Source organism: Gimesia fumaroli, assembly GCF_007754425.1.
GTDB lineage: Bacteria > Planctomycetota > Planctomycetia > Planctomycetales > Planctomycetaceae > Gimesia > Gimesia fumaroli.
In genome coordinates this window covers 3642050-3662160 of record NZ_CP037452.1, presented here as the reverse complement: position 1 = coordinate 3662160, position 20111 = coordinate 3642050, and the positions used below count along the sequence as shown (strand labels likewise).

The following is a 20111-nucleotide window of genomic DNA, read 5'->3' as shown; positions in this document are numbered from 1 at the left end:
ATGTTAAGACGTGGAACATGAACCAGAAACGATCCTCATTGCCGAACGACGTCCAATCCTGCCATGATATGATTCACCAGTTGGGTGAGACCGTGGGAGAGCAACAGCGGGAAGTCGAGCAACTCAAACATTTCATTGATCGGCTGCTGCGACAGCGGTTTGGCGCCCGTTCTGAAAAGATCGCCCCCAATCAAATGAGTCTGTTTGACGAACCCGATACTCCAGAGGAAGCGGCCGAGCCCGAGGACGATGAACCTCCTCCCACGACGGTTTCCGCACATCGCCGTCGTGGCGGTGGCCGTAACAAGCTGCCCGATCATCTGCCTCGGGAACGGGTAGAGCATGACCTGACCGAATCGGAAAAACGCTGTCCCTGCTGCGACCAGACACGGCAGCGGATCGGAGAAATCAGCCACGAACAGTTAGAATTCATTCCTGCCAGCCTGAAAGTGATCGAGCACGTACGTTTCAAATACGCGTGCCGGGAGTGTGAAGAGCATGTGGCGCTGGCTCCAGTTCCTGCCCGGCCGATTGCCAAAGGCTTCGCCGGCCCCGGCTTGCTCTCGACGATCCTGGTGGGGAAATACTCAGATCATCTCCCCCTGTATCGTCATGAATCCATTCTCAGCCGGAATGGCGTACAGCTTTCGCGGAGCACGATGAGCCGCTGGGTCCTGGAAACCGCAGAATTACTGCAACCGCTGATTGATCTGATGAAAAGCCGGGTTTTGCAATCCAGCGTCGTACATACGGATGATACGACGATTCCCGTCCAGGACCAACGGCTTTCCCGCACGCGGACCGGCCGGTTCTGGGTTTACTGTGGCGATGTCGCGCACCCGTATTCGGTCTATGATTTCACCCCGAACCGGGAACGCGCCGGTCCCCAGGCGTTTTTAGAACACTTTTGCGGTTATCTGCAGGCAGACGCGTATGCCGGCTACGAAGAACTGTACCGGTCAGGCAGAATTCACCAGGTCTTGTGCTGGGCGCATGCGCGACGCAAGTTTTACGATGCGCGGACGGTGCAGCCGGAAGCCGCTCACCGGGCATTATTGTTTATCCAGCAGTTATACGCGATCGAACGGGAAGCCGGCGTGTTGAAGTCGGATCTGCCACAGCCGGCGGACTGCGAACACTGGTGGAAACGCCGCTGGCAGTTGCGACAGAAACAGGCGCTACCGATACTGGAAAAGTTCTGCGACTGGTTGACGGAAACCGCGCGCAGTCTGTTACCGAAAAGTCCGGTGGCAGCGGCGATTCAATATCTGTTAAGCCGCTGGTCCGGGTTTACGCGGTATTGTACCGAGGGCATCCTGTCGATTGACAACAACCTGGCCGAACGCACCTTGCGTCCCTGTGCCCTCGGCCGGAAGAATTATCTGTTCGTCGGCAGCGACCGGGGCGGCCAGGCGGCCGCCGTGCATTACAGCCTGATGGCCAGTTGCAAAGCAAACGAAGTGGAACCGTTTGCCTATCTGCGCGATGTGTTGACGCGGATCACCGATCACGCCGCCGATCGCCTGGAAGAACTGCTGCCAGACCAATGGCTGAAGCAACACCCGGAAGCCCACTACACCCGCCGACGCTGAACCCGGCAGCGATTCAGTTCAGTCATTGATAGACCGTGTATTTGCTGAAACGGTTACAAATATTCGATGAAGATCGGGCTGTCTTATTCGTGCAACTTATACTTCCCTCGAATAAGCCACAAAGATCGAACACGATCATTCTGAACACGGCTGATGATTCAACTCCTTTTCTCAAGTTGACTCGATCTTACAAGTCAGTACCGCACCCGACCGCAATTCTGACAGCCATTGAATCCAGGCCCGACTCAAAGCGACCCGTATCGCACGAGGTATCGCTGATCTGGAAAGGTGGCCGATGGATAAAAGTCAAACGTGACACGATCGAGCGAACAATCGAATAGCTCGATTGACTAACTTGTTTGAAGAAACCTCAATGAAACGCAAGAACTGGATCAGCGTCTCTCCTGCACATGCTACCTCAGACCGTTTAGCATAATGACCGGGTAACGCACGTTACCTGGTCATTGTTAGCATGGGATGGCTCTGGTTGATGTCCGGTCTATATTTACTGAACTACTCACCAGATAACTATCCCTGCATCAGATTCCCTAGAAGTGGTTTCATAACTTATTAAGTAAGGTGAACACGCACGCGAGTTGTGCGAATCCTAAAAACAAATGACTGTATCTTTCATACCGTACTACCAGGCGACGAAAGTTGAACAACCAACTGATGGTGCGTTCGACTTTCCAACGGCGTTGATATCGCCGCAATGCACGCCCATCCTGCGTCGCTGGTTTTACACGGTTCTTGCGATGCGGACAGATCAGCTCTATCTTCCGTTCCGCCAATTGTGTGCGCAGGGGATCGCTGTCGGCCGCACGATCATAAATCAGGCGATCAGGGTCGCGTGGCAAAATGCGCTGGTCCAGCAGGGACTCAATCAACTTCACCTCTGCCGGCGAGGCACTGGTACGATCCAGAGCGAGAGGGAGTCCGTTCCCGTCGACCAGCAGCATAAGCTTGGTTCCCTTTCCCCGTTTTGTCTTGCCGACATCGGCGCCCCTTTTTTTGCAGGGCAAAATGTGCCATCCCCGAACGCTTCCGACCAGACTACCAGCTTCCGGCGATCGAGGTGTTCGAGTAATCGCTGCCACGCTTCCAGGAACACACCGTCTTCGGTCCATTCCTTGAAACGACGCCAGCAGGTGCTGGGCGATGGTAAAAATGTTGGTAAATCTTTCCATCGGGCACCAGTCCTTAATACCCAAAGGATTCCTTCGAGGCACTCGCGGGCAGCCACTCTGGGCCGCCCTCCGGCTGCGTTTGCCGGTGGTTCTGGAAACAGATCTTTGATCAGAAGCCATTGCTCGTCCGAGAGTTGTGGTTTTGGTTCCGTCCTGGACCCGGTTATGTTGCGACCTGTGGCAGGTCGGGACACGCGGGTCATGGTCATAATGAGACCTCCTTTCTGGGGAGGTACTCTTACAAATACTATACCAAACTGTTCACGTAATTTTGGGTTTTGAAACTACCTCTAGCAACTTTGATAGCTGCAAGGATATTTTGCATGCGGATAGTAATGACTTCTGAATCCTGCGGAAACTGGTCAATATTGCTGAGTAATGTTTCACATTCAGTATAGAGGCAACTCAGATCAGCGGGGGAAGTGCAATACAAATCTTGATGGGCTAATAGCGGGAGAAGGCGAAGCCCAAGCGAAATAGCTTGTCCAGCCCCGTATAACTCTTCTCTCCACCTTTCGAAACCGGCATGTTCTTTGTGTGGAGCAATTTCGATAAAGACCATTTCACCAGGCTCCCCTTTGAAAACATTCACTAGTAATGACACTTAGATACCCCGAACATTCATCTAAAGAGATTTTTAGTACCAAGGAATATAAATCATAGGTATTCATTCCGAAACTAATGACCGGGTAACAGGTATTACCCGGTCAACCTGTAGTTTTAGTGAATCTAACTTTTCACTGAGTTCGCAATTGTCTCAAGTTCCATTATGTGGGAATCCGTATGATTACACAGATCTGTCAAGTGTGAACCAATTTGGGTATTCCCTTCTTCATCGGTCACCGAACTGATCACAGATATCAACTGTTGTCTGGCGCGGAACAAACGGTCTAGTACTTCGGAATTTGAATGAATCTTCGCCCACCGAGCCTCTCGTTCGTTGTGAGTATCTGCATTTGGCCAGGGGGCGCCCGGAGCAATTTCAAGATCAGTCCCGCCGTACCATTCTTCAACAGGTATTTCGGTGCCACCACGCAATATGCTCCCAACGACAGGTAAGCTTGTTTCTTCCCAAAATGCTAAGTGGGCCAGCATCTCTTTCACTGTCCAGCCATCACGGATGCGACGATCGAGTCCCTCAGCCCCTAAGCAGTCTATCACTTGTTTGAGTCTATCCCAACTGGATTCCAGGCTAACAAGTTTCCCGCTTGCCCAATGGCCTTGAATTCCCATTATTAGTTCTCCCTCCAGCGGATTTTTTTAATTAGACTTCTCTAAATAGTGACCGGGTAATATGTGTTACCCGGTCATTCACTCATAGTTACAAACCATGCTTTGCGGTCCTCAGGCAAGAATTCGAGAAAATCATTAAAGCATTCTTCGACAAAAGTTTTAATTTCTTCACGGTCCCATCCTTTTAACTCATCTGGGATCAATATTCGAGTTGTAGTCAAATGAGCTAGACGCTTATGCAAGAGCTTCTTAAGTCCCAATGACTTGCCATTCGTCATTTTAATACAGATTTTATCCTTGTATTTTTGGAGTAGATTTTTGCGAATACGTTCCCAGGTACTATGCTTGGGCTGATCAACAAATTGACTCGCAACAATATCATCAGAGTACTTTTCAGTGCCAGTAAGAAAATCCAACAATACACGAGAGTGAAGCAAAAAAGATTCAAGAACTGCATTCCTTTCTATACCGAGTTCATCAAGAGTCTTTGATGTTCCATAAGTTTTTAAACCTTCAGTAACATCGTCAAAGACATCGTGATCATAAAGTGCATTCATCATCCTTAGCTCATAAGCAACATATTCAGCTATCTCTTTTTTACAATGTTCGTGTGACTGATCCATCGACTTATTTCTCCCGTATTGAATTGATCATCGCTCGAGTCACTTAAATGATATGTATTTCAGCACGCGAGAAATAGATTTTTAATGTGATATAGATCAGCTTCTTAAAAATCCCCTAATGACCGGGTAAACACAGTTACCTGATCAATACCGAATGGAAAACAGAACAAAGCAAATCAGAACTGTCACGCATCTAAGTGAATTCACGCCTTGATTCCGCAGAGGTCAGGAATCTTTGCATAGTCTATCGAACGAAAAAAGTGTCCCATTAAGCTTCCGATCGCAGGGCATGATCGCTGAACTTGGTTGAGATACTCATAGGTTCGTTTATCGACTTCAACACTGTCTGCATACAAAATCAGGGGGACAATGTACCCGTCACCAAAATCACTGCCAGAAACACGAGCAGCCTTTTCTTGGATTTTCGCTAGTCTCTGCTGAAGTACATATGATGGTAACGTATCAATTGGAACTTCTTGAACAGTTACTTTGGTCTGAGGGTGTATATTTTTGCTAATTAAATTTAGCTGCTTGACATAAACAGCAAGTTGCCCAATGTCTTCAACACTCATTTCATCGGTCACAAGATCTTGAGGTATTCCGTAATATTCGAACATCCGCTGAATTGGATCCCCACCTGCAGCCTCAAACTTCTGAATATCCTTAATCATATTATTAGCGAAGTCAAAAGCTGCCAGGTCTGTAGCTTCCAGTCTCTTGTCTCCATGCTGATCTAATTGCTTTTTCATAGTCGTAGCAAATTGTCGCGTAAATGAACCTCGTTCGGCTTTCGGACGTTTAGGCATTTTTTTTGAATCAGCAATGGTGAGACTTTTCACGTTGCCAGGATCTGTTCGAACGACTGAGGCAACGTACTGCCCGCGGCGCTGCAAGTTTTGAGCATACTCCTGTAACATACTCCAACCAAGATCATCGTTCACGAAGAGCTCACAACCTACTCCTGTTGCCCAAATATCAGTTCGAACATGATCTATAATAGATTGCCAATCACACTTTGCGGTATGAATCACTGAATGTAATTCATGCCGCAAGAGATCATGGATACTTCCAGGAAACTGAATTCGTCCATAAGGCCGAAGCCAAGCGATAAAGGGAAGACCTCTCAAGAACGAAATCCGATTTTTCACAAGCAGTTCGTCCTCGGGGCCCAAGAGTTCAATTATGTGTGTTAACGTTAATGTTATGAAGACGTTTCGATTTTGAAGATCTTTAACAAAAGTGCGTGCCTTTTCCCTGAGCTGCTTTTCCGGACTCCAAAAATCACGAGAGACCTTTCCTAAAGTGGAAGAATCTAGCGCAACGAAATGTGGGTATACTAAAGACATAAATGGATCCCATGCGAATTAACGTGTAGTCTATCACATCATTATAGAGAAACAGTCCCCAAAATAGTTCGCAGTCCAAAGAAATCTGTAACCGTGTAATGCTTATAACCCAGACATCCGTTGAACCAAGATCGCGCATAAAAAAGACCGGGTAACATCATTTACCTGGTCTTCAAGAAGTGATCTGGACATTAGCCTATAATCAAAGAGTAGACTTCTAAAGTCGTATTTATCTCGAAATCAACGCTCTTTGGGCGATTTCTATTTTCACGCGTTCGTATAACGTCCTTAAATCATTCAATGCGATTTCATTAGTTAATCGTACAAGAGGAGAATGGACATCATTTGGATCTTGAGATATCTGATTGTTGATGATGGCGATATCAGACTGAAGATTCGTAATTTTTACAGCGAGCATATCTCTTAACCTCGTCAACTCTGCAATTTGTACATTCGAGAGATCTGTACTTGAAGCGATTGAATTTGGAATGTTTGATTTTTTCAGCGGTGACTGCTGTGTATTGGCTTGCGATCCGGCCTGAGTAGCCGTTATGGAAAGGTAACTCACAGACCAAGGCGAAGAACCTTCTCTACAATGAATGTAGAATGCTGCTGAACCGGGCTGTGGAACTAAAGTGAACCGCGATACTTTAGACGTACCCAACGCAGTAGATCTATTTTCGACACGTCCCGAACCAAGATCATTTCCACCTGTAGGGTTGGTTGAGAAATTCACGGAAAAACTATGATCAGATTCGATCGAAATGTTGACCGGAGCACCAGTTTTCGCTGGACGAATCTCAATTATGTCTGGAACGTCAGAATTCCACGTTGATGAGTAAATGACTGGATCAGAACTAAACCAAAAAAATATTTCAGTGACGGTGACTAAAGCTATAATTGCAAATACTCTGGTTAGAAGCACTTGAACATCTGGCATGCTCCCCTTAACTTGATCCATTTGTTGTGAGAGTTTCCAATAGAGAAAACTAAGGAGACGATCATGACCAAACGACGTAAGAAACGACATACCCCGGAGCAGATTATCCGTAAGCTCCGTGACGCCGATACGATGCTGAATGCCGGCAAAACAATCGGCGAAGTCTGCCAGCAGCTGGAGATCAGCGAACAATCCTTCAATCGCTGGCAAACACAGTATGGCGGGATGAAGGCCGAAGAGGCCAAGCGACTGAAGAATCTGGAGCAGGAAAACACCCGGCTCAAAAAGCTGCTCGCCGAAGCGGAGCTCGATAAAGCGATGCTCAAGGAAATCGCGGAGGGAAACTGGTAAGCCCTTCTCGCAAACGCCAGGCCGTCCAGCATCTGCAGCAGACGTTCGATGTTTCCGAACGCAAAGCCTGTCGGGTTCTGGATCAGCCCCGTTCCAGTCAACGCTACCAGGCGGCTCCTCCTGATGATGAAGCCGCTCTGCTGAAGCAGATTCTGAAACTGGTACGCTGTTATCCCCGTTTCGGATATCGACGAATCGGCAGGATGCTGCAGGCGGCTGGCTGGAAAGTGAATCCCAAACGCATTTATCGTTTGTGGCGTCGAGAAGGGCTCAAAGTCCCCAGAAAACAGAAGAAAAAACGTGCGTTGGGTACGGGGGCGAATGCCTGCCATCGCCATCGTCCAGAAAGGAAAAACCATGTATGGTGCTGCGATTTTATTTTTGATCGAACAGAAACCGGGACCACGCTCAAGTGGCTCTCGATTATTGACGAGTATACCAGGGAGTGCCTAGCCTTGAAGGTGGACCGTCACATCACCAGCGAGGATGTGATCAACGTGCTGGCGGAGCTGTTCCGGACTCACGGCGTGCCGGAGCACTTCCGCAGCGACAACGGCAGTGAGTTCCTGTCCAAGGCGATTCGCAGTTGGCTGAAACAGATCGGCGTAGGAACGCTGTATATCGAACCGGGCAGTCCCTGGGAGAATGGCTACGCCGAGAGCTTCCACAGCCGTGTCCGGGACGAGTTCATGAACTGTGAGGTGTTTGAAAACCTGAGATCTGCCCGCCGGCAGACAGAGGCCTGGAAGCAACATTACAACGAGGTCCGCCCGCACAGTTCGCTGGGCTACCTCACCCCCAGACAATTTTCGCAGCAGTGTATCTCTTCCAGTCGGACTACGTCCGCCTTCCAGAGAAACACTGCTGTTACCCAAAAGTTCTCATAACAACTGGTACGGAAATGGGGGGCCTGTCAGTAAACATCGTTACCTGGTCATTATTTTAAAGAGCATCTCTTTCAAACGCATTTGAGAAAACGTTTGAGTATTTCGTACGAGGGCAAAAGAAATATCAACGATCACCGGGCTCCCGTGGTTGATCTTCCACGTGAAAACACGCAGTTGGCGGCTCCGCGTGCATCCCATTGATATGTGCGCGTAGCTTCGCTTTGCGGCAATTGTCAGTATAGATCACCAGAGCGACAGGCCAAATGGTGAATGCAAAAATAAAGATCATCTCGATAATTGTTGCAGCGCGTCCATCTGTGCGATAAAGCATATAAGCGCACGGTAACACTGCTACAGTTAACGCGAAGATACCGCGGGCGAACGTTTGAACCAGTCCACTTAGATCATGTTGAATCCGCTTCAGATCAACAAACGCTTGTCCTTCTCCGCTAATTGCGTCGGGTAGTGTTTCGCCAACATAGATCGCGGACCAACTTCGGAGCGGAATGATCGGTATCCAAAGGATGCTAAGCCATGACGTAAACTCAACCCTACCATCGCCCGCCCCAGACGATTGCACACGGTGTATTGTGGCACCGATACCGTAACAGGAGAACCATCCCATTTGCCAAATCCTGCGTTTTAAGTTTGAATTGGAGGGAATAACTATTGATAGACAAAATTTGATTCTGTCTAGATCTATCAGAAATTATGTCAGTGATCAATCAACACCACAATAACATGCGCTCATTACAAGAAACGATATCGATCATAATCTAACTGTAGCTCTCTTTCAGAAGTGCATCTCAAAAAACCAGCACATAAGGAATTTTATCAAGATTGGTATAAATAAAAAGTGACCGGTAAATAACCATGACCGCGAATAAAAATGACCGGGTAACATCATTTACCCGGTCAATATTCATTGATCCCACAATTTGTGACAAAAGCATCTACTTGACACGATTTTTCGTGTCTAGCAAAATACAAAACCATGACAGGAAAATGGAAAATTCTCTGCATAGTAATAAGGGAGCCTATAAGATGTGTATGAACTTTGATACAGGGCGAAATCCGACTGACGAAGAGATTCGTGAAGCTGAAAGAATTCTGAAGCAACGTCCGATTAAACAAAAGGACCATCCCTCAGCAGTAGCTGCTAACCATAAAAAACTATCCCACATAAACACTTATGGTGACCTTCCCAATTTTTATTTAGACCAACCATTTACATGTCGTCAGTGTGGGAAACGCGAAATCTGGAAGGCCAAAGACCAGAAGTGGTACTATGAAGAAGCTAAGGGACATATTGATGCAAGGGCGGTTGAATGTCATGCATGTCGCAAAGCTAAAAAATCAAGTAATAGCGATTGAATTCACTTACTATTAATAAGACAAAAATCAATGTCTGGGTAATGTTCGTTTCCCGGACATGTTGCGTTTATTTTTTTGCAAGATAGCCCCAAGTATTGCTAATTCAATAGTTCAATACTTAATCTTCATCTGGGCGATTATAGGGATGCACCGGGCATATGTTACCTTCAATCATACCAAAAAACGGATCGTCTAATTCTGTCAGTTCCCCATTGAGTAAGCGGTGAACTCGGAAAACATTATCATAATCCATCGGAGGATTCCGGTTGTAACCAGTTCGCTCCATAACGTCTTCGTCATCATGACAGTAAAATAATCCATAACTACCAGGACCGTTTTTAGAAATCCATTCGAGCATATCCCAAACAACCGATGATCTGTGATTCCGTGACACACAATATGTCAACAGGCCATGCTCATTATTGAGCCCTTCATATAGTTGCCATTTCAGAAATGATCCAGCAGACTGTTCCATCCATTCCCTAAAGTTCTGCCACAGTTCTTCATCCGCCTTATCTATTTCAGCATCTATTGAGACAGCAGTCGCTAACGTGGCTGTACTCAAGGGCGAACGGTTACTGCGTAGGTGGCACCAGCCAAAACCGAGCAACATGTGAAATCCCTTCAATCATTATCAATAAATAGGAGTGACTTCACAGAAGTCGTCAAGTCAGCATCTTTCCCTGTCAAAGAAATAATCATAACATCGTGAAATAGCTAGTCAACAATGGGTACCTCACGAGCAATGAGTGGGTAATCACCATTACCCGGTCATTTAGTCGGCCCTGGAAGAAATAGAGCAGGGCGGTTATCAACGCCCTCATACCGATCTGCAATTAGTGGCTGAACGACTTCGCCCATTGTTTTGCCAGTCACCGGATCAACAATGTTCGCCATAAATTCACGCTCAAAGATCGCATGGCCGGATTCGACATATTCTAACTTTGCTTTGATGATCAGGCAGAGAGCCCGGTAGATCTGACGGAGATCCTGTTCCCAGGCTTTGTTCTTTGATTGAGTATTGCGCTTGCGTCGTCCGCTGGGAGTCTCTGAATATTTCCGATCTGACTTGTCCGGATGTTCGACTGCAAAACGGACTTTTCGATTGTGAACGTAAAATTCAATTCCCCAGGCTGCTTGGGTTTGGTGAGTTGAAATCCCATCACAGCCGTAGCGATCGAGGACACCCATAATCTCAGCTCTTGATCGCTCAACTGGAACCGTTGTCTGACTTGCATAATGAGCCACTTTTCCGATTTCCTTTCAGTAACGTTCTTTAAAATAATGACCGGGTAACAACCCTTACCAGGTCATTCAAACATCAGTAAATTCAATCCGCGTCACCGGCGTCGACGGGACCACTTTATATTTCTTACAAAAGCAATTCACAAATTCTTTGCCGGACAGATGGGGGTAGCCTTCACGAGCTGCCTCCTGTTGACCGTATTCATGGTTGTGTTCCATTTTGCTCAGTGCTTCTTTTCGGACGGAGACGACGCGAATCACCTTGATCGTGACACCGAGTTGTCCTTGAGTCCTTACGGCCGCTTTGAGTAATGCACCTGGCTGCAGATCACGGAAACCAAAAGTCCGTCTCACATCTTTTGAAATCTTCACCGAAGGATCGGCCGAAACTGTGACACAGATCCCGATCACCGGCAATTTCCAGGAGTGCGTCATCGTTTCCACACCAGCGTCGTCACAGTGCTTTGCCCCTGATCGAGTGCCGCAATTTAAGTGGGCAAGAGTTTCTAAAACTGAGACCTGCTCCCTATACCACCTACGAAAATATTCCGTCCTTCTCAGTCGGTGTTTTCTGAGATGCGCCAGAGGACGCCGGTGGGGTCGGTCAGGATGAAGTCGCGCATGTTCCAGGGGCGTTGTTCGGGAGGTGAGAGTTGCACGTGGTACTTTTCGGCGAGCTGTTGGTTCTGGACGTGAGCCCACCAGGCATCGACGCTTTTAACGGAGAGATGCATCATAAAGTTTTCTGCATGCTGTTTCACATAAAATTTTTGCAGCAGGAACGTACAGTTCCCGTGATGAAGATAGGCCAGTTCATCGGACGACCAGGGAATTGTGAAGCCGAGGTCCTCGTAAAACTGTTTCGACAGCGCAAAGTCTCTTGCGGGAACAAATGCTTTCAGTTCGACGGTTTCCAGATCGTCCATTGATTTGCTCCTGTTACGGATTTAATAGTCAGAACTTTCAGAATGTCAGTCCGACGGCCCAACACAAACAAAGACAGGATTTAATAATCCGTTCGATCCTGCTGAGGTACGTTGCGCAACGCAGGCCATTCAGCAAATGCCAGGAAAAACAAGAGGACAATATTCAGAACCGGGAACAGGACAGCCAGGCTGATCCAGCCGGGGAAGCCTGCCTTGGAACAGATCATCCAAAATGGAAATATCGCAAGTCCCACTACAAGAATCCCGATGATGAGCATCTCAAAGAAGCCGGGCATGAAAAGATCTCCTATTGCTGAATTGATTAAAGTCAGAATGTAGCGCCGCATGATGACCTGCCTGTCGCTCGACAGTTGTGATCAGGTCAGATCTATTGTGATCGAGGGTATACCACAAATCAACAAAGACGCTTAAGTTGTCCAATTGGAATGAGTTCCAGGCAGAGCAGGGCGCACAAAAAAACGAGCGGGAACCGTAACTTTGATTCCTGCTCGTTTTTGATGTATTTGACACCAGGACGGGTGTGCCTGGAGAGATCCTTAAAAATGCCTGCTTTTTAAGGAGAATGGGCACGGGCGGGATCGAACCGCCGACACCAGGATTTTCAGTCCTCGTAACTCCGAGTACTGGAATAAGAATCCTGTTATGCTGGCTCAACAACCCGAGACTTTGAATAGCCTGGGCCAATCTAATGGGCTTGACCACTTGACTGTTTTACACCAGTTTGGTCCACTAGAGAGTTAGGGGTAACAAATTCAAATAAAAAGTATTCTCATGGAAACTCAGAGGTAAGTCTTTTAATTTGACACTTTAACTCCGTTGGAAATTTAAGCTTTATAAAGAAAGATTTTTTTAAATTTACCTATCTATTTACAGATAAATCTTTACTTACCGTACCTTTGTCGTGATTCCAAAAACGATTTTGATAATCGCTTATAAATTGAATCTACAAAATACTTAGACACCTAAATGACGGTTGATGATGAATAAATCCAATAAGTTTTTTGACTCCGAAACTCGTGAAGCACTTGTTCGACTGAGTCCTTATGTAATAATCATTCTCACCCTAATACCTGTACCTTTTATGGCAGCCATACCCGAAGTTTTTTCAAGATCTACAACAACATTCTACTTGTCGTTGGGTTCATTCAACATACTTTCAGCTTTTGGTATCTTGATGCTGAGATATCTAAAAACAAAACCAAAGGAATACCAACAACAAGCTAATTTATCACGCAAAGAACTCACTAACCAATTAAAATGTATTTCAGAAATTCACGATCTTGTTCGTAGAATTAAAACACAAACTGATATTTCTGAGCACGTCTCTTCTGTTTGGACGGACGTCGAACGTCAACAAGTAGTCTCTTTATTAAGTGACTCCATTAAAGATACTTTGTCAGGTTCTTTTCTGGAGTCTATAGAACAGAAATACGGCAAGACCATTTTCTCAAATTATCAAAATACTAGACTGAATGAGATTTGGGTTGACTCTAAATCTAGATTGCAAAATGAAATAGAATCGTTGTCTCTCCGTTCTAATATCAATCTCGTAATCGGTGTCAGCACTACATTACTAGCTGTGGTGTTACTCACATTTATTGTCCTTTCTGACGAGTTTAGTTCGACAGATATCGGAACAATTTTGATTCACTTTTTACCACGGTTATCAATAGTAATTTTTATAGAGACTTTTTCTTACTTCTTTCTTCGACTGTATAAGTCTGGTCTTTCCGACATAAAATACTATCAAAATGAGTTAACGAATGTCGAAGCTCGACAGTTAGCTCTTGAAACATCATTATTTGAAAATATTACTGATCGGTCACATTCTGTCATTACAGAGCTTGCTAAAACTGATCGTAATAATTGCATTTCACAAAACACATCTGATAGTATTAATTCTTCAGTAGACCTGAAAGACTTAGAAGTGATCGTACGAAAGTTATCTAATATAGTTAGCAAAGCATCATCGGAATAATTTCGATGGCTAGAATCAGAGATTTATTTAATTTTTAGGATAAGTTTTTGATCATCCCTTAACCAAGCGTCTGGATGCTTATCATCCAGACGCTAACGAAATAATCCATCAAACAGCTACAGGCCGTTCATACTTCATCAGCTCACCACGTTTCGCCGCTTCGATCCGCCGGGCCGCGATCTCGCAATATTCCTCTGATGCCTCGAAGCCGATCGCCTGGCGTCCTTCCAAAGCTGATGCGACCAAAGTGGTGCCCGATCCGCAGAATGGATCCAGTGCGATTCCGCCTTTCGGCACGCATTGGACTAGGCGTTGCATCAATTCGGTCGGCTTGCCGGTCATGTGGTGTTTGTCTTTCTGTAAAACCGGGATCGAATAACAGCCGTCGAATGGTCCCCGATCGGTTAGCCTGGGAACCGCTCCCTTGGTTCCCCAGGGGATATATTCGCATTGATGCCGAAAGAATCCTTTATGTGGAGCACGTGCACCGCGGCCTTTGTTCCAGCTGATCAATCCCTTGAAACAAAACCCGCCGGCCTGCAGGGCATCGATCATTGTCGACAGCTGTCGCCAGTCGGTAAATACCAGGCCGTAGGCTGTCTCTTTGCAGGCCCGTAATGCCTGGCCGATCCAAAGCGAACACCAGTATTTGAACGACCGCTGGTCGCGAAAATCACCACCAAACGAGGGACGTCCTAGCGTGTTACCGCTATGGCAGTACTTCTTGGACGGATCCGCGCCGACCGCGGTCCCGGCCGCTCCGGAGCAATAGGGGGGATCCGAGATCAAGGCATCGAATACTGAATGCGGCAGATTGCTTCCCAGCTCCAGCGAGTCACCTTGATAGATGGCAATTCCCTCTGATTCAAAAAACGGTTTACCTAGACTCAATTTCACCGCTTCTGCCTGCCGATACTTTTTAAGTGACAAATTCTTCCGTGTCATCACAAACATTCCTTGCGCGTACAACTGCGCGTTGTGACCTCTTACCAGGTCCGCTCGTAGTTCAGGGAGCGTCGACTGTTTCCGCAGCCGGCGTTCCCGTTTCAAAAATTATTCCACACAATCCTGATTCGTGGTCAGCTCCTCGACGTTGTCTTTGACGTAACGTTGCGTCGTCTGAATTGAAGAATGCCCCAAGGCCCGCGCCGTCGCGTGAATGTCTTTCGTTTTGGAATAGACCTGTGTCGCGTGTTCGTGTCTGGTCAGATAGAGGACCAGGTCATCGGCCAGATTGAGCCGCTTCCGGAGCCGGTAAAACGTTTTTGACAATGTCGCCGCCGTCCAGGGACTGCCCCGCGGACTGAGAAACAGAGGACCTTCCGTGCGATCGCCGATCGACGCGTCGATCAATGCTCCCAGCTTTTCCCCAACCGGGATACGACGTGCCTCGCCGGTCTTCTTGGCCGTCTTGTGATCGGAGAGAACGACCATCCGTGAATCGTCGAACGTTACCAGATCCGCAATCATGGCGCGTGCCATTTCATTCGGCCGGCAGCCGGACTGCCGGAGTGCTTTATAAACGAGCCGAAAGGCCGGACTCGCCGCCCGTAACAAGAGCTCCCGTTCTCGCTCATTGGGCAGGCGCTCCCGCCGCCGGCCTTTCGGTTTCTTCATCCGCGGAGCAACCCGCTCCTGCAGCTGTTTGTTTTCAATGCCCCATTTCTGCAGGTTTTCGAAAGCCGTCATCAACAGACGGATCGTGTCCGGAGCCTTTTCGGATCCATCCTGTTTCAGCTTGACCTGGTCGAAGTACTCCTCAATTTCAAACGGTTCCAGGTCGGAGAAACAGCGATTGTGGAATCGCTCCAGGAACGGTTTCAGATTCTTCGTATACGTTTTCAGAGTACTTGGACTCATGCCGGCTTTGACGTGCTTCAGATAGGCCGTCACGAATTCCTGAACTGTTTGTAGTTTGGCCATCCATGCCCCTTTCAGCAGTCATCCTCAACCACTTCACCCACTGTATAAAACTCTCCCGTCTCTTGATTGATGGCGATGTCGTGTTGCGTCCTCCGGATTTCATATTTCCAAATCACGTCGCCTTCCGGAGAGATCTTTTGCACATTCAAGGGAAGCTTTATAGAACTGACCTCGTAATGCCGACCGGCCAGATACAGATTGCCATCTGCGTCTGAATCGATCGACCGCATGTAAGGGAGTAAATCAGAATAATCATTGTCTTCATCGTCCCAGGTCACAATCGGCACACTCCAGACTTCAACACCATCGAGCGTGTATTTTCGGAGGGTTTGGTCGATTGCTGCGTAAACGTAGATGTGGTCATCGCGGTAATGAACTGGCTGATAGAAGGGGAACGTTGATTCTCCTAACGATTTAAACCACTGCAGCGCGCCCGACGAATTGAATTTCTGTAAGGTGCCGTAGCTTGTGCTGGTGTCGCTGTCATTCACAAAGGTACCGTTGGCGTAGATGTTGCCATCGTCGTCAACAGCCACACCGCGCACGTGAGAAAAGGTCGAGCCAGGCATATCAATAGCGCTTTGCTGGACCAGATCCAGATCATAAATCCAGATGACGGGATTCTGGTATGTCGTGTAAGAGTAACCCGGTACAACTCCCTGAGACTGAGTCCCGCAATAAATGCGATCGCCTTTTACAATGAGATGATTGATGGGGAAGGGAGCGTCGTCATCGTCAACGATTTTGACCAGATTCAAGTCGGAATCATATTTTTGTAAATTAAACCGGCTCAATCCATTTGGACTGGTCAAGAGCCAGGTGCCACCGACATAGACATTATCATCAGCATCCAGATCGAGTTGACGCGCTTCGCGCAACTTTTCGAGCGTTACCGTCGCGAGCACATTACCATAGGGATCGAATTTTAATAGCTCTGGTCGAACTTGTGTTTCGATTCCTTCAATGTCTTTGTCAGCCCAGTTATGGAGTGCAAACACAGCACCGTCCGACGCGACTTTTACACTCACGAACCCCTGTAGGACAGATTCATCAAGAGGCTCTGTAGGGGAATCGCGTTCTGCGAGATCCGAGTTTGCTCTGAAGACTCCGGGAATCGTGTAATGCCAGTGCAGATTACGGTCTGCATCAAACTTGCGAATGCTCATCAGAGTGCGACAATCCCAGCGTCCCCACCATCGGCCCCACCTCTTATAGCCTTCGATGATCTCCCCCTGGGGAACCCAGGTTCCCGTATAAACCAAGGCGAAGCGACTGCCGGCAGTCTGGGTGAGGTCATAAATCAGGTTATCTTCCTGATTGTCTTCTTCGATTTTAAACTCGCGCAGGTATCGGCAATACATTACATTGCAGCCATGTCCTTCAAGGGGATAGTTTCCCTCGTCGTCTGCCGCGGTGATGAACCAGGCTCGCTCTGTCGGTCGGCCTGGCTCATGAATTGATTTCTTCGGTCTAACCGTCAAGGACTTCACCCCCGACTTTCAGTTCGCGAGCGATGTACCACTGCTTCCCGATCCGCTCCCCGATCACAATCGCTTTTGAATTCGCGATCTTCTGTCCTCCAGCGAGATCGATCTCCCTGGTCGTAGTATCGAACGTCACTGCCTGTGGCTTTGTTTCCACGTCCTGAACTGTGAATTTGACATTGGAAAGCAGCGTCGCCTTGTAAACATAAATCTTGTCTGCCGTCAGCTCATCATAATTCTCTTCGTCGATGATTTCCGGCAATTGGAAGAAGTCGATCGAGTGAGGGGAATCGGTTTCATAGTTCGTTTTTTTAGGCCGGATACGGACATCATTCATCATTTGATCTCCGATTTTGGTTGTTCCTCTTTGAACGATTCCAGCAACAGCTCGGTCCGCTGTTCTTCGTTGTAGAACTCATTGATTCCGATGATCTGGGGTAGACGTTTCCCGGACTGGTCCGGATTCTTGGCATTGAGATCGAGGTTGCGGCCGTTGACCTGGTCAATCAGTTTGCCGAGCTCGTATTCTGGATGATCAACGCCCTCCAGAGTAAGCGAGCAGCTGAGCAGCGTTACATCCTCGATCGCGACTACTTTCTCGGAAAAAGCCTGAAGATCCGTTTCGTCGTCGGTATCGTTGTTCTCATGCAAGAGTTTGTCTTTCATGATCGACGGCTGGATCTGGTTTGATTCGGGAATCGTCCCCAGCAGCGAGATCACACGCCAGTGATATTGTGCTGAGAGATCCATGAACAAAGTCAAATCAGCCGCGTTGGGAGATGTATTCGTCCGATCGACTTCGACAACGCGGCGTTTGTCCCCCTCGACAACCGCCGTCACGCGCACGCGTGCCTTTGTTGGATCCTCATTCACCAGGGACCAGAGACCGTCCGGAGGCGTGGAACCTTCAAAGTAGATGCCACATTCTTTTTCTAAGACTGAAAACGGCCATTCCACCCGCTCCCACTTCCCATCGGGATTTTCATCATCGGCCAGATCCTCATTGAGCCACTCAACCACGACGCCATTTGATTCCCCGTCTGGATTTTTGGAAAAGCATTCTTTGAATTTGCGGCGTTTGAAATTATCAACTTCTGAATCATCTAGCCCCAGCTGGATGGCCAGTTCCTGGGCTCCGTCTCCGTCGATATCAGCTCGCAGCGAGTCGTGATCTCGCGCTTCGTTCAACATCCATTTACGACCGACATCACGCTTCGATTCGAAGAGGGAACCATCGCCCCCTTTTTCAAGTTGATGCAGGTCCAGGTCATCATCGTCTTCAGACCAGCCCTTATACAACTCGAATGTGGCTTCCAGTTCAATTGGAGATGTGACCGCGATGATCCGGTTGGCCAGGTCTCCAATATTAAAGGTTGCTCGATATTCATCGAGATTGGTCAACAAGTTGTTGATCGTCTCGCCTGGTCGATTCATATAAACCGAAACCGTGTCTCCCGATCCGCGTTTCGCAAATTCGATAAAGTGCAGTGTCTCATCCAGCAGATTGATTTCAGAGCGCACATACCAGAAATAACCGTAGGGATTGACCAGGAGGTCCAGGGCCTCGGGCAGAGGAGTTCCCATCGGAATCCGGATGTCGGATAGTTTCAGATCATCGTCAAACGTCTCCCGCAGATCTGCGATCGTCGGAAACTCGTAATAATCATTCGACCCGACGTGTTGGAATAGATAGAAGACCGCTTCGGCCAGAGTCCAGCGAACGGCTGTCGCCTCCTGGAACGCTTCTGCATCCGCTGTCCTGACGGATTCGGGATCGATGAAGGAAAACACCGGCGGATCGCTTTGAGAGGCCTGTGTCGGCTCTGCGCGGTTGTTTTCGGTCACATCATCGATGATCGGCTGGAACACGATGTCGGCGTGAATCGGATCCTCAGTATTCCACTGTTTAAAATGATAGATCGGTTCGCCGAAGAGCCACTCCTCCTGCCGGGCGATCAGCGTCACGTATTCATTGTTCTCCGTGATTGCCTGGCTTTGTTGTGTCACAACTCCCCAGGCTTTCACGATTGTGAGATAGCCCTCCGGATCATAGGCACGGACCTCCAGAATCCGATTGTGGCCGGTTGGCGTGGTGGTATCGATCAAACGACCGGTTTTACTCAGATCGTACGTGCAGACAATCGCGTCAACACGATCGCTTCCGCGGGAACGTTTGATCGATTCGAGCTGCAGCGTATCGACGCGATCATCGAGCGTTGGCTTGCTGCCATCGTTGGGACCGAGCAGAACGACATATTCGACGGCCGTTCGCTTGATCAGATCCGTGTCATTGGGAGGTGTAGAGACCATCAACAGCCCTCCGCTGTCAAACTACTGACCGCCGGCGGTCCCGCGGAGTCGGCCGTCGCTGTGGTCGTGTCCAGGACGGCCGTGGTGGAACCGTTCTCGGCGGTCAGTTGAAACGTGTATGCTGTCGCATCGGTCAAGCTGGGAACGTCCAGCTCATAAGACCGCTTGCCTGTGTGCGTGACAGCGACCGGATCCACTGATCCCGGCCCCGCCGTTTTTGTGATCACGAATTGCGACGGCTGCAGGCCGTCACGCACACTGTCGTACACAAAGCGGAAACGGAGCGTTCCCCCGTCTCTCTTCTCAACGCGCAGGAATCTTCCGCTCCCGCGGATTTCGTTGACTCCGTTTCCGCTTCCGTCTGTCTGTAAAGCTTGCGGCCGATAGATCGATTCGTTTTCGATATCACCCTCGTGTGTCCGGACCTGAAAATAAATCTCCTGGCCGTAATAGGCCGCGGGGATGGTGTAGGAGAATTGCGCAGTCGGGCTTTTGATCGTTTCGACGTACGTCGTCTTTTGTACGGAGGCCGCTCCGAAATCGATTTCGGAACCCCAGCAGAGAAAATCGCAACCGTTCAGAATCTTCGATCGGCGATATTGAATCGCCGTCGCACTCCCGATCCCGACATACAGCGCAGCACCCAGGCCGCCGGCAAATGGCCGATGATGGTAGACGTAGTTCATTGAGG

The 20111-nt window shown here is 48.3% G+C and carries 22 protein-coding genes and 1 tRNA gene; 4 read left to right on the top strand and 19 right to left on the bottom strand.

Going from position 1 to position 20111, the window contains the following annotated elements; all coding sequences use genetic code 11:
• Positions 1 to 17: 17 nt before the first annotated feature.
• A complete protein-coding gene (gene tnpC / locus Enr17x_RS14020; protein WP_232100793.1) occupies positions 18 to 1592 on the top strand; it encodes an IS66 family transposase in 1575 nt (524 codons plus the stop codon).
• Between the two features lie 560 nt (positions 1593 to 2152).
• Here the strand turns inward: tnpC and Enr17x_RS14015 are convergent.
• From Enr17x_RS14015 to Enr17x_RS13990, 6 genes are all read right to left on the bottom strand, one after another.
• Positions 2153 to 2982, bottom strand: a protein-coding gene (locus Enr17x_RS14015) for an IS5 family transposase (RefSeq protein WP_390622553.1) whose coding sequence is annotated in 2 segments (ribosomal slippage) — positions 2153 to 2592 and positions 2592 to 2982 — 831 coding nt in all. Because the reading frame shifts where the segments join, the coding sequence is not laid out codon by codon here.
• 44 nt (positions 2983 to 3026) lie between these two features.
• Positions 3027 to 3341: a hypothetical protein gene (locus tag Enr17x_RS14010; protein ID WP_145309700.1), complete on the bottom strand. Its 315-nt coding sequence runs from the start codon at positions 3339 to 3341 to the stop codon at positions 3027 to 3029.
• A gap of 167 nt (positions 3342 to 3508) precedes the next feature.
• Positions 3509 to 4012, bottom strand: a complete 504-nt coding sequence (locus Enr17x_RS14005) for a DinB family protein (protein WP_145309698.1) — start codon at positions 4010 to 4012, stop codon at positions 3509 to 3511.
• A gap of 74 nt (positions 4013 to 4086) precedes the next feature.
• Positions 4087 to 4635, bottom strand: a complete 549-nt coding sequence (locus Enr17x_RS14000; protein ID WP_145309696.1) for a hypothetical protein — start codon at positions 4633 to 4635, stop codon at positions 4087 to 4089.
• A gap of 203 nt (positions 4636 to 4838) precedes the next feature.
• Positions 4839 to 5981 (bottom strand): hypothetical protein, encoded by a 1143-nt coding sequence (locus Enr17x_RS13995; RefSeq protein ID WP_145309694.1) that lies wholly within the window; start codon positions 5979 to 5981, stop codon positions 4839 to 4841.
• Between the two features lie 229 nt (positions 5982 to 6210).
• Positions 6211 to 6942, bottom strand: a complete 732-nt coding sequence (locus Enr17x_RS13990) for a hypothetical protein (RefSeq protein WP_145309692.1) — start codon at positions 6940 to 6942, stop codon at positions 6211 to 6213.
• Positions 6943 to 6984: 42 nt separating this feature from the next.
• On the opposite strand from Enr17x_RS13990, the gene Enr17x_RS13985 reads away from it, so the two are divergent.
• Positions 6985 to 8159 (top strand): IS3 family transposase gene (locus Enr17x_RS13985; protein ID WP_232100907.1). Its coding sequence is split into 2 segments (ribosomal slippage): positions 6985 to 7258 and positions 7258 to 8159, totalling 1176 coding nucleotides; the frame shifts between segments, so codons are not numbered across the junction.
• A 124-nt stretch (positions 8160 to 8283) separates the two neighbouring features.
• Here Enr17x_RS13985 and Enr17x_RS13980 read toward each other — a convergent pair.
• On the bottom strand, positions 8284 to 8784 hold the full coding sequence (locus Enr17x_RS13980; protein ID WP_145309690.1) for a hypothetical protein: 501 nt from the start codon (positions 8782 to 8784) through the stop codon (positions 8284 to 8286).
• 380 nt (positions 8785 to 9164) lie between these two features.
• Between Enr17x_RS13980 and Enr17x_RS13975 the strand changes: the two genes are divergently transcribed.
• Entirely contained in the window at positions 9165 to 9533 is a 369-nt protein-coding gene (locus Enr17x_RS13975) for a zinc-ribbon domain containing protein (RefSeq protein ID WP_198001146.1), read from the top strand.
• A 118-nt stretch (positions 9534 to 9651) separates the two neighbouring features.
• Here the strand turns inward: Enr17x_RS13975 and Enr17x_RS13970 are convergent, their stop codons facing one another.
• From Enr17x_RS13970 to Enr17x_RS29610, 6 genes are all read right to left on the bottom strand, one after another.
• Positions 9652 to 10146, bottom strand: a complete 495-nt coding sequence (locus tag Enr17x_RS13970) for an Imm7 family immunity protein (RefSeq protein WP_145309688.1) — start codon at positions 10144 to 10146, stop codon at positions 9652 to 9654.
• Between the two features lie 158 nt (positions 10147 to 10304).
• A complete protein-coding gene (locus Enr17x_RS13965) occupies positions 10305 to 10781 on the bottom strand; it encodes a hypothetical protein (protein ID WP_145309686.1) in 477 nt (158 codons plus the stop codon).
• Positions 10782 to 10847: 66 nt separating this feature from the next.
• A complete protein-coding gene (locus Enr17x_RS13960; protein ID WP_145309683.1) occupies positions 10848 to 11213 on the bottom strand; it encodes an ASCH domain-containing protein in 366 nt (121 codons plus the stop codon).
• 122 nt (positions 11214 to 11335) lie between these two features.
• The gene (locus Enr17x_RS13955; protein WP_145309681.1) at positions 11336 to 11704 is read right to left on the bottom strand and encodes a VOC family protein; all 369 of its coding nucleotides are present in this window, start codon (positions 11702 to 11704) and stop codon (positions 11336 to 11338) included.
• An 80-nt stretch (positions 11705 to 11784) separates the two neighbouring features.
• On the bottom strand, positions 11785 to 12000 hold the full coding sequence (locus Enr17x_RS13950) for a hypothetical protein (protein WP_145309679.1): 216 nt from the start codon (positions 11998 to 12000) through the stop codon (positions 11785 to 11787).
• A 288-nt stretch (positions 12001 to 12288) separates the two neighbouring features.
• Positions 12289 to 12385 (bottom strand) — tRNA-Ser (locus Enr17x_RS29610).
• Positions 12386 to 12701: 316 nt separating this feature from the next.
• Here Enr17x_RS29610 and Enr17x_RS13945 point away from each other — a divergent pair.
• Positions 12702 to 13703, top strand: coding sequence for a hypothetical protein (locus Enr17x_RS13945; RefSeq protein WP_145309678.1), 1002 nt, complete (start codon positions 12702 to 12704; stop codon positions 13701 to 13703).
• Positions 13704 to 13811: 108 nt separating this feature from the next.
• Here Enr17x_RS13945 and Enr17x_RS13940 read toward each other — a convergent pair whose 3' ends face one another.
• The 6 genes from Enr17x_RS13940 to Enr17x_RS13915 form a co-directional block, all read right to left on the bottom strand.
• Positions 13812 to 14648 (bottom strand): DNA-methyltransferase, encoded by an 837-nt coding sequence (locus Enr17x_RS13940; RefSeq protein ID WP_145309676.1) that lies wholly within the window; start codon positions 14646 to 14648, stop codon positions 13812 to 13814.
• A 108-nt stretch (positions 14649 to 14756) separates the two neighbouring features.
• Complete coding sequence (locus Enr17x_RS13935) at positions 14757 to 15626, bottom strand: tyrosine-type recombinase/integrase (protein ID WP_145309674.1); 870 nt, start codon at positions 15624 to 15626, stop codon at positions 14757 to 14759.
• An 11-nt stretch (positions 15627 to 15637) separates the two neighbouring features.
• Positions 15638 to 17107, bottom strand: coding sequence for a ligand-binding sensor domain-containing protein (locus tag Enr17x_RS13930; protein WP_145309672.1), 1470 nt, complete (start codon positions 17105 to 17107; stop codon positions 15638 to 15640).
• A complete protein-coding gene (locus Enr17x_RS13925; protein WP_145309670.1) occupies positions 17097 to 17450 on the bottom strand; it encodes a hypothetical protein in 354 nt (117 codons plus the stop codon). Before Enr17x_RS13925 ends, Enr17x_RS13930 begins: the two co-directional genes overlap by 11 nt.
• Entirely contained in the window at positions 17447 to 19420 is a 1974-nt protein-coding gene (locus Enr17x_RS13920; RefSeq protein ID WP_145309668.1) for a hypothetical protein, read from the bottom strand. The genes Enr17x_RS13925 and Enr17x_RS13920 overlap by 4 nt, the downstream gene beginning before the upstream one ends.
• Positions 19420 to 20106: a hypothetical protein gene (locus tag Enr17x_RS13915; RefSeq protein ID WP_145309666.1), complete on the bottom strand. Its 687-nt coding sequence runs from the start codon at positions 20104 to 20106 to the stop codon at positions 19420 to 19422. Before Enr17x_RS13915 ends, Enr17x_RS13920 begins: the two co-directional genes overlap by 1 nt.
• Between the last annotated feature and the right edge of the window lie 5 nt (positions 20107 to 20111).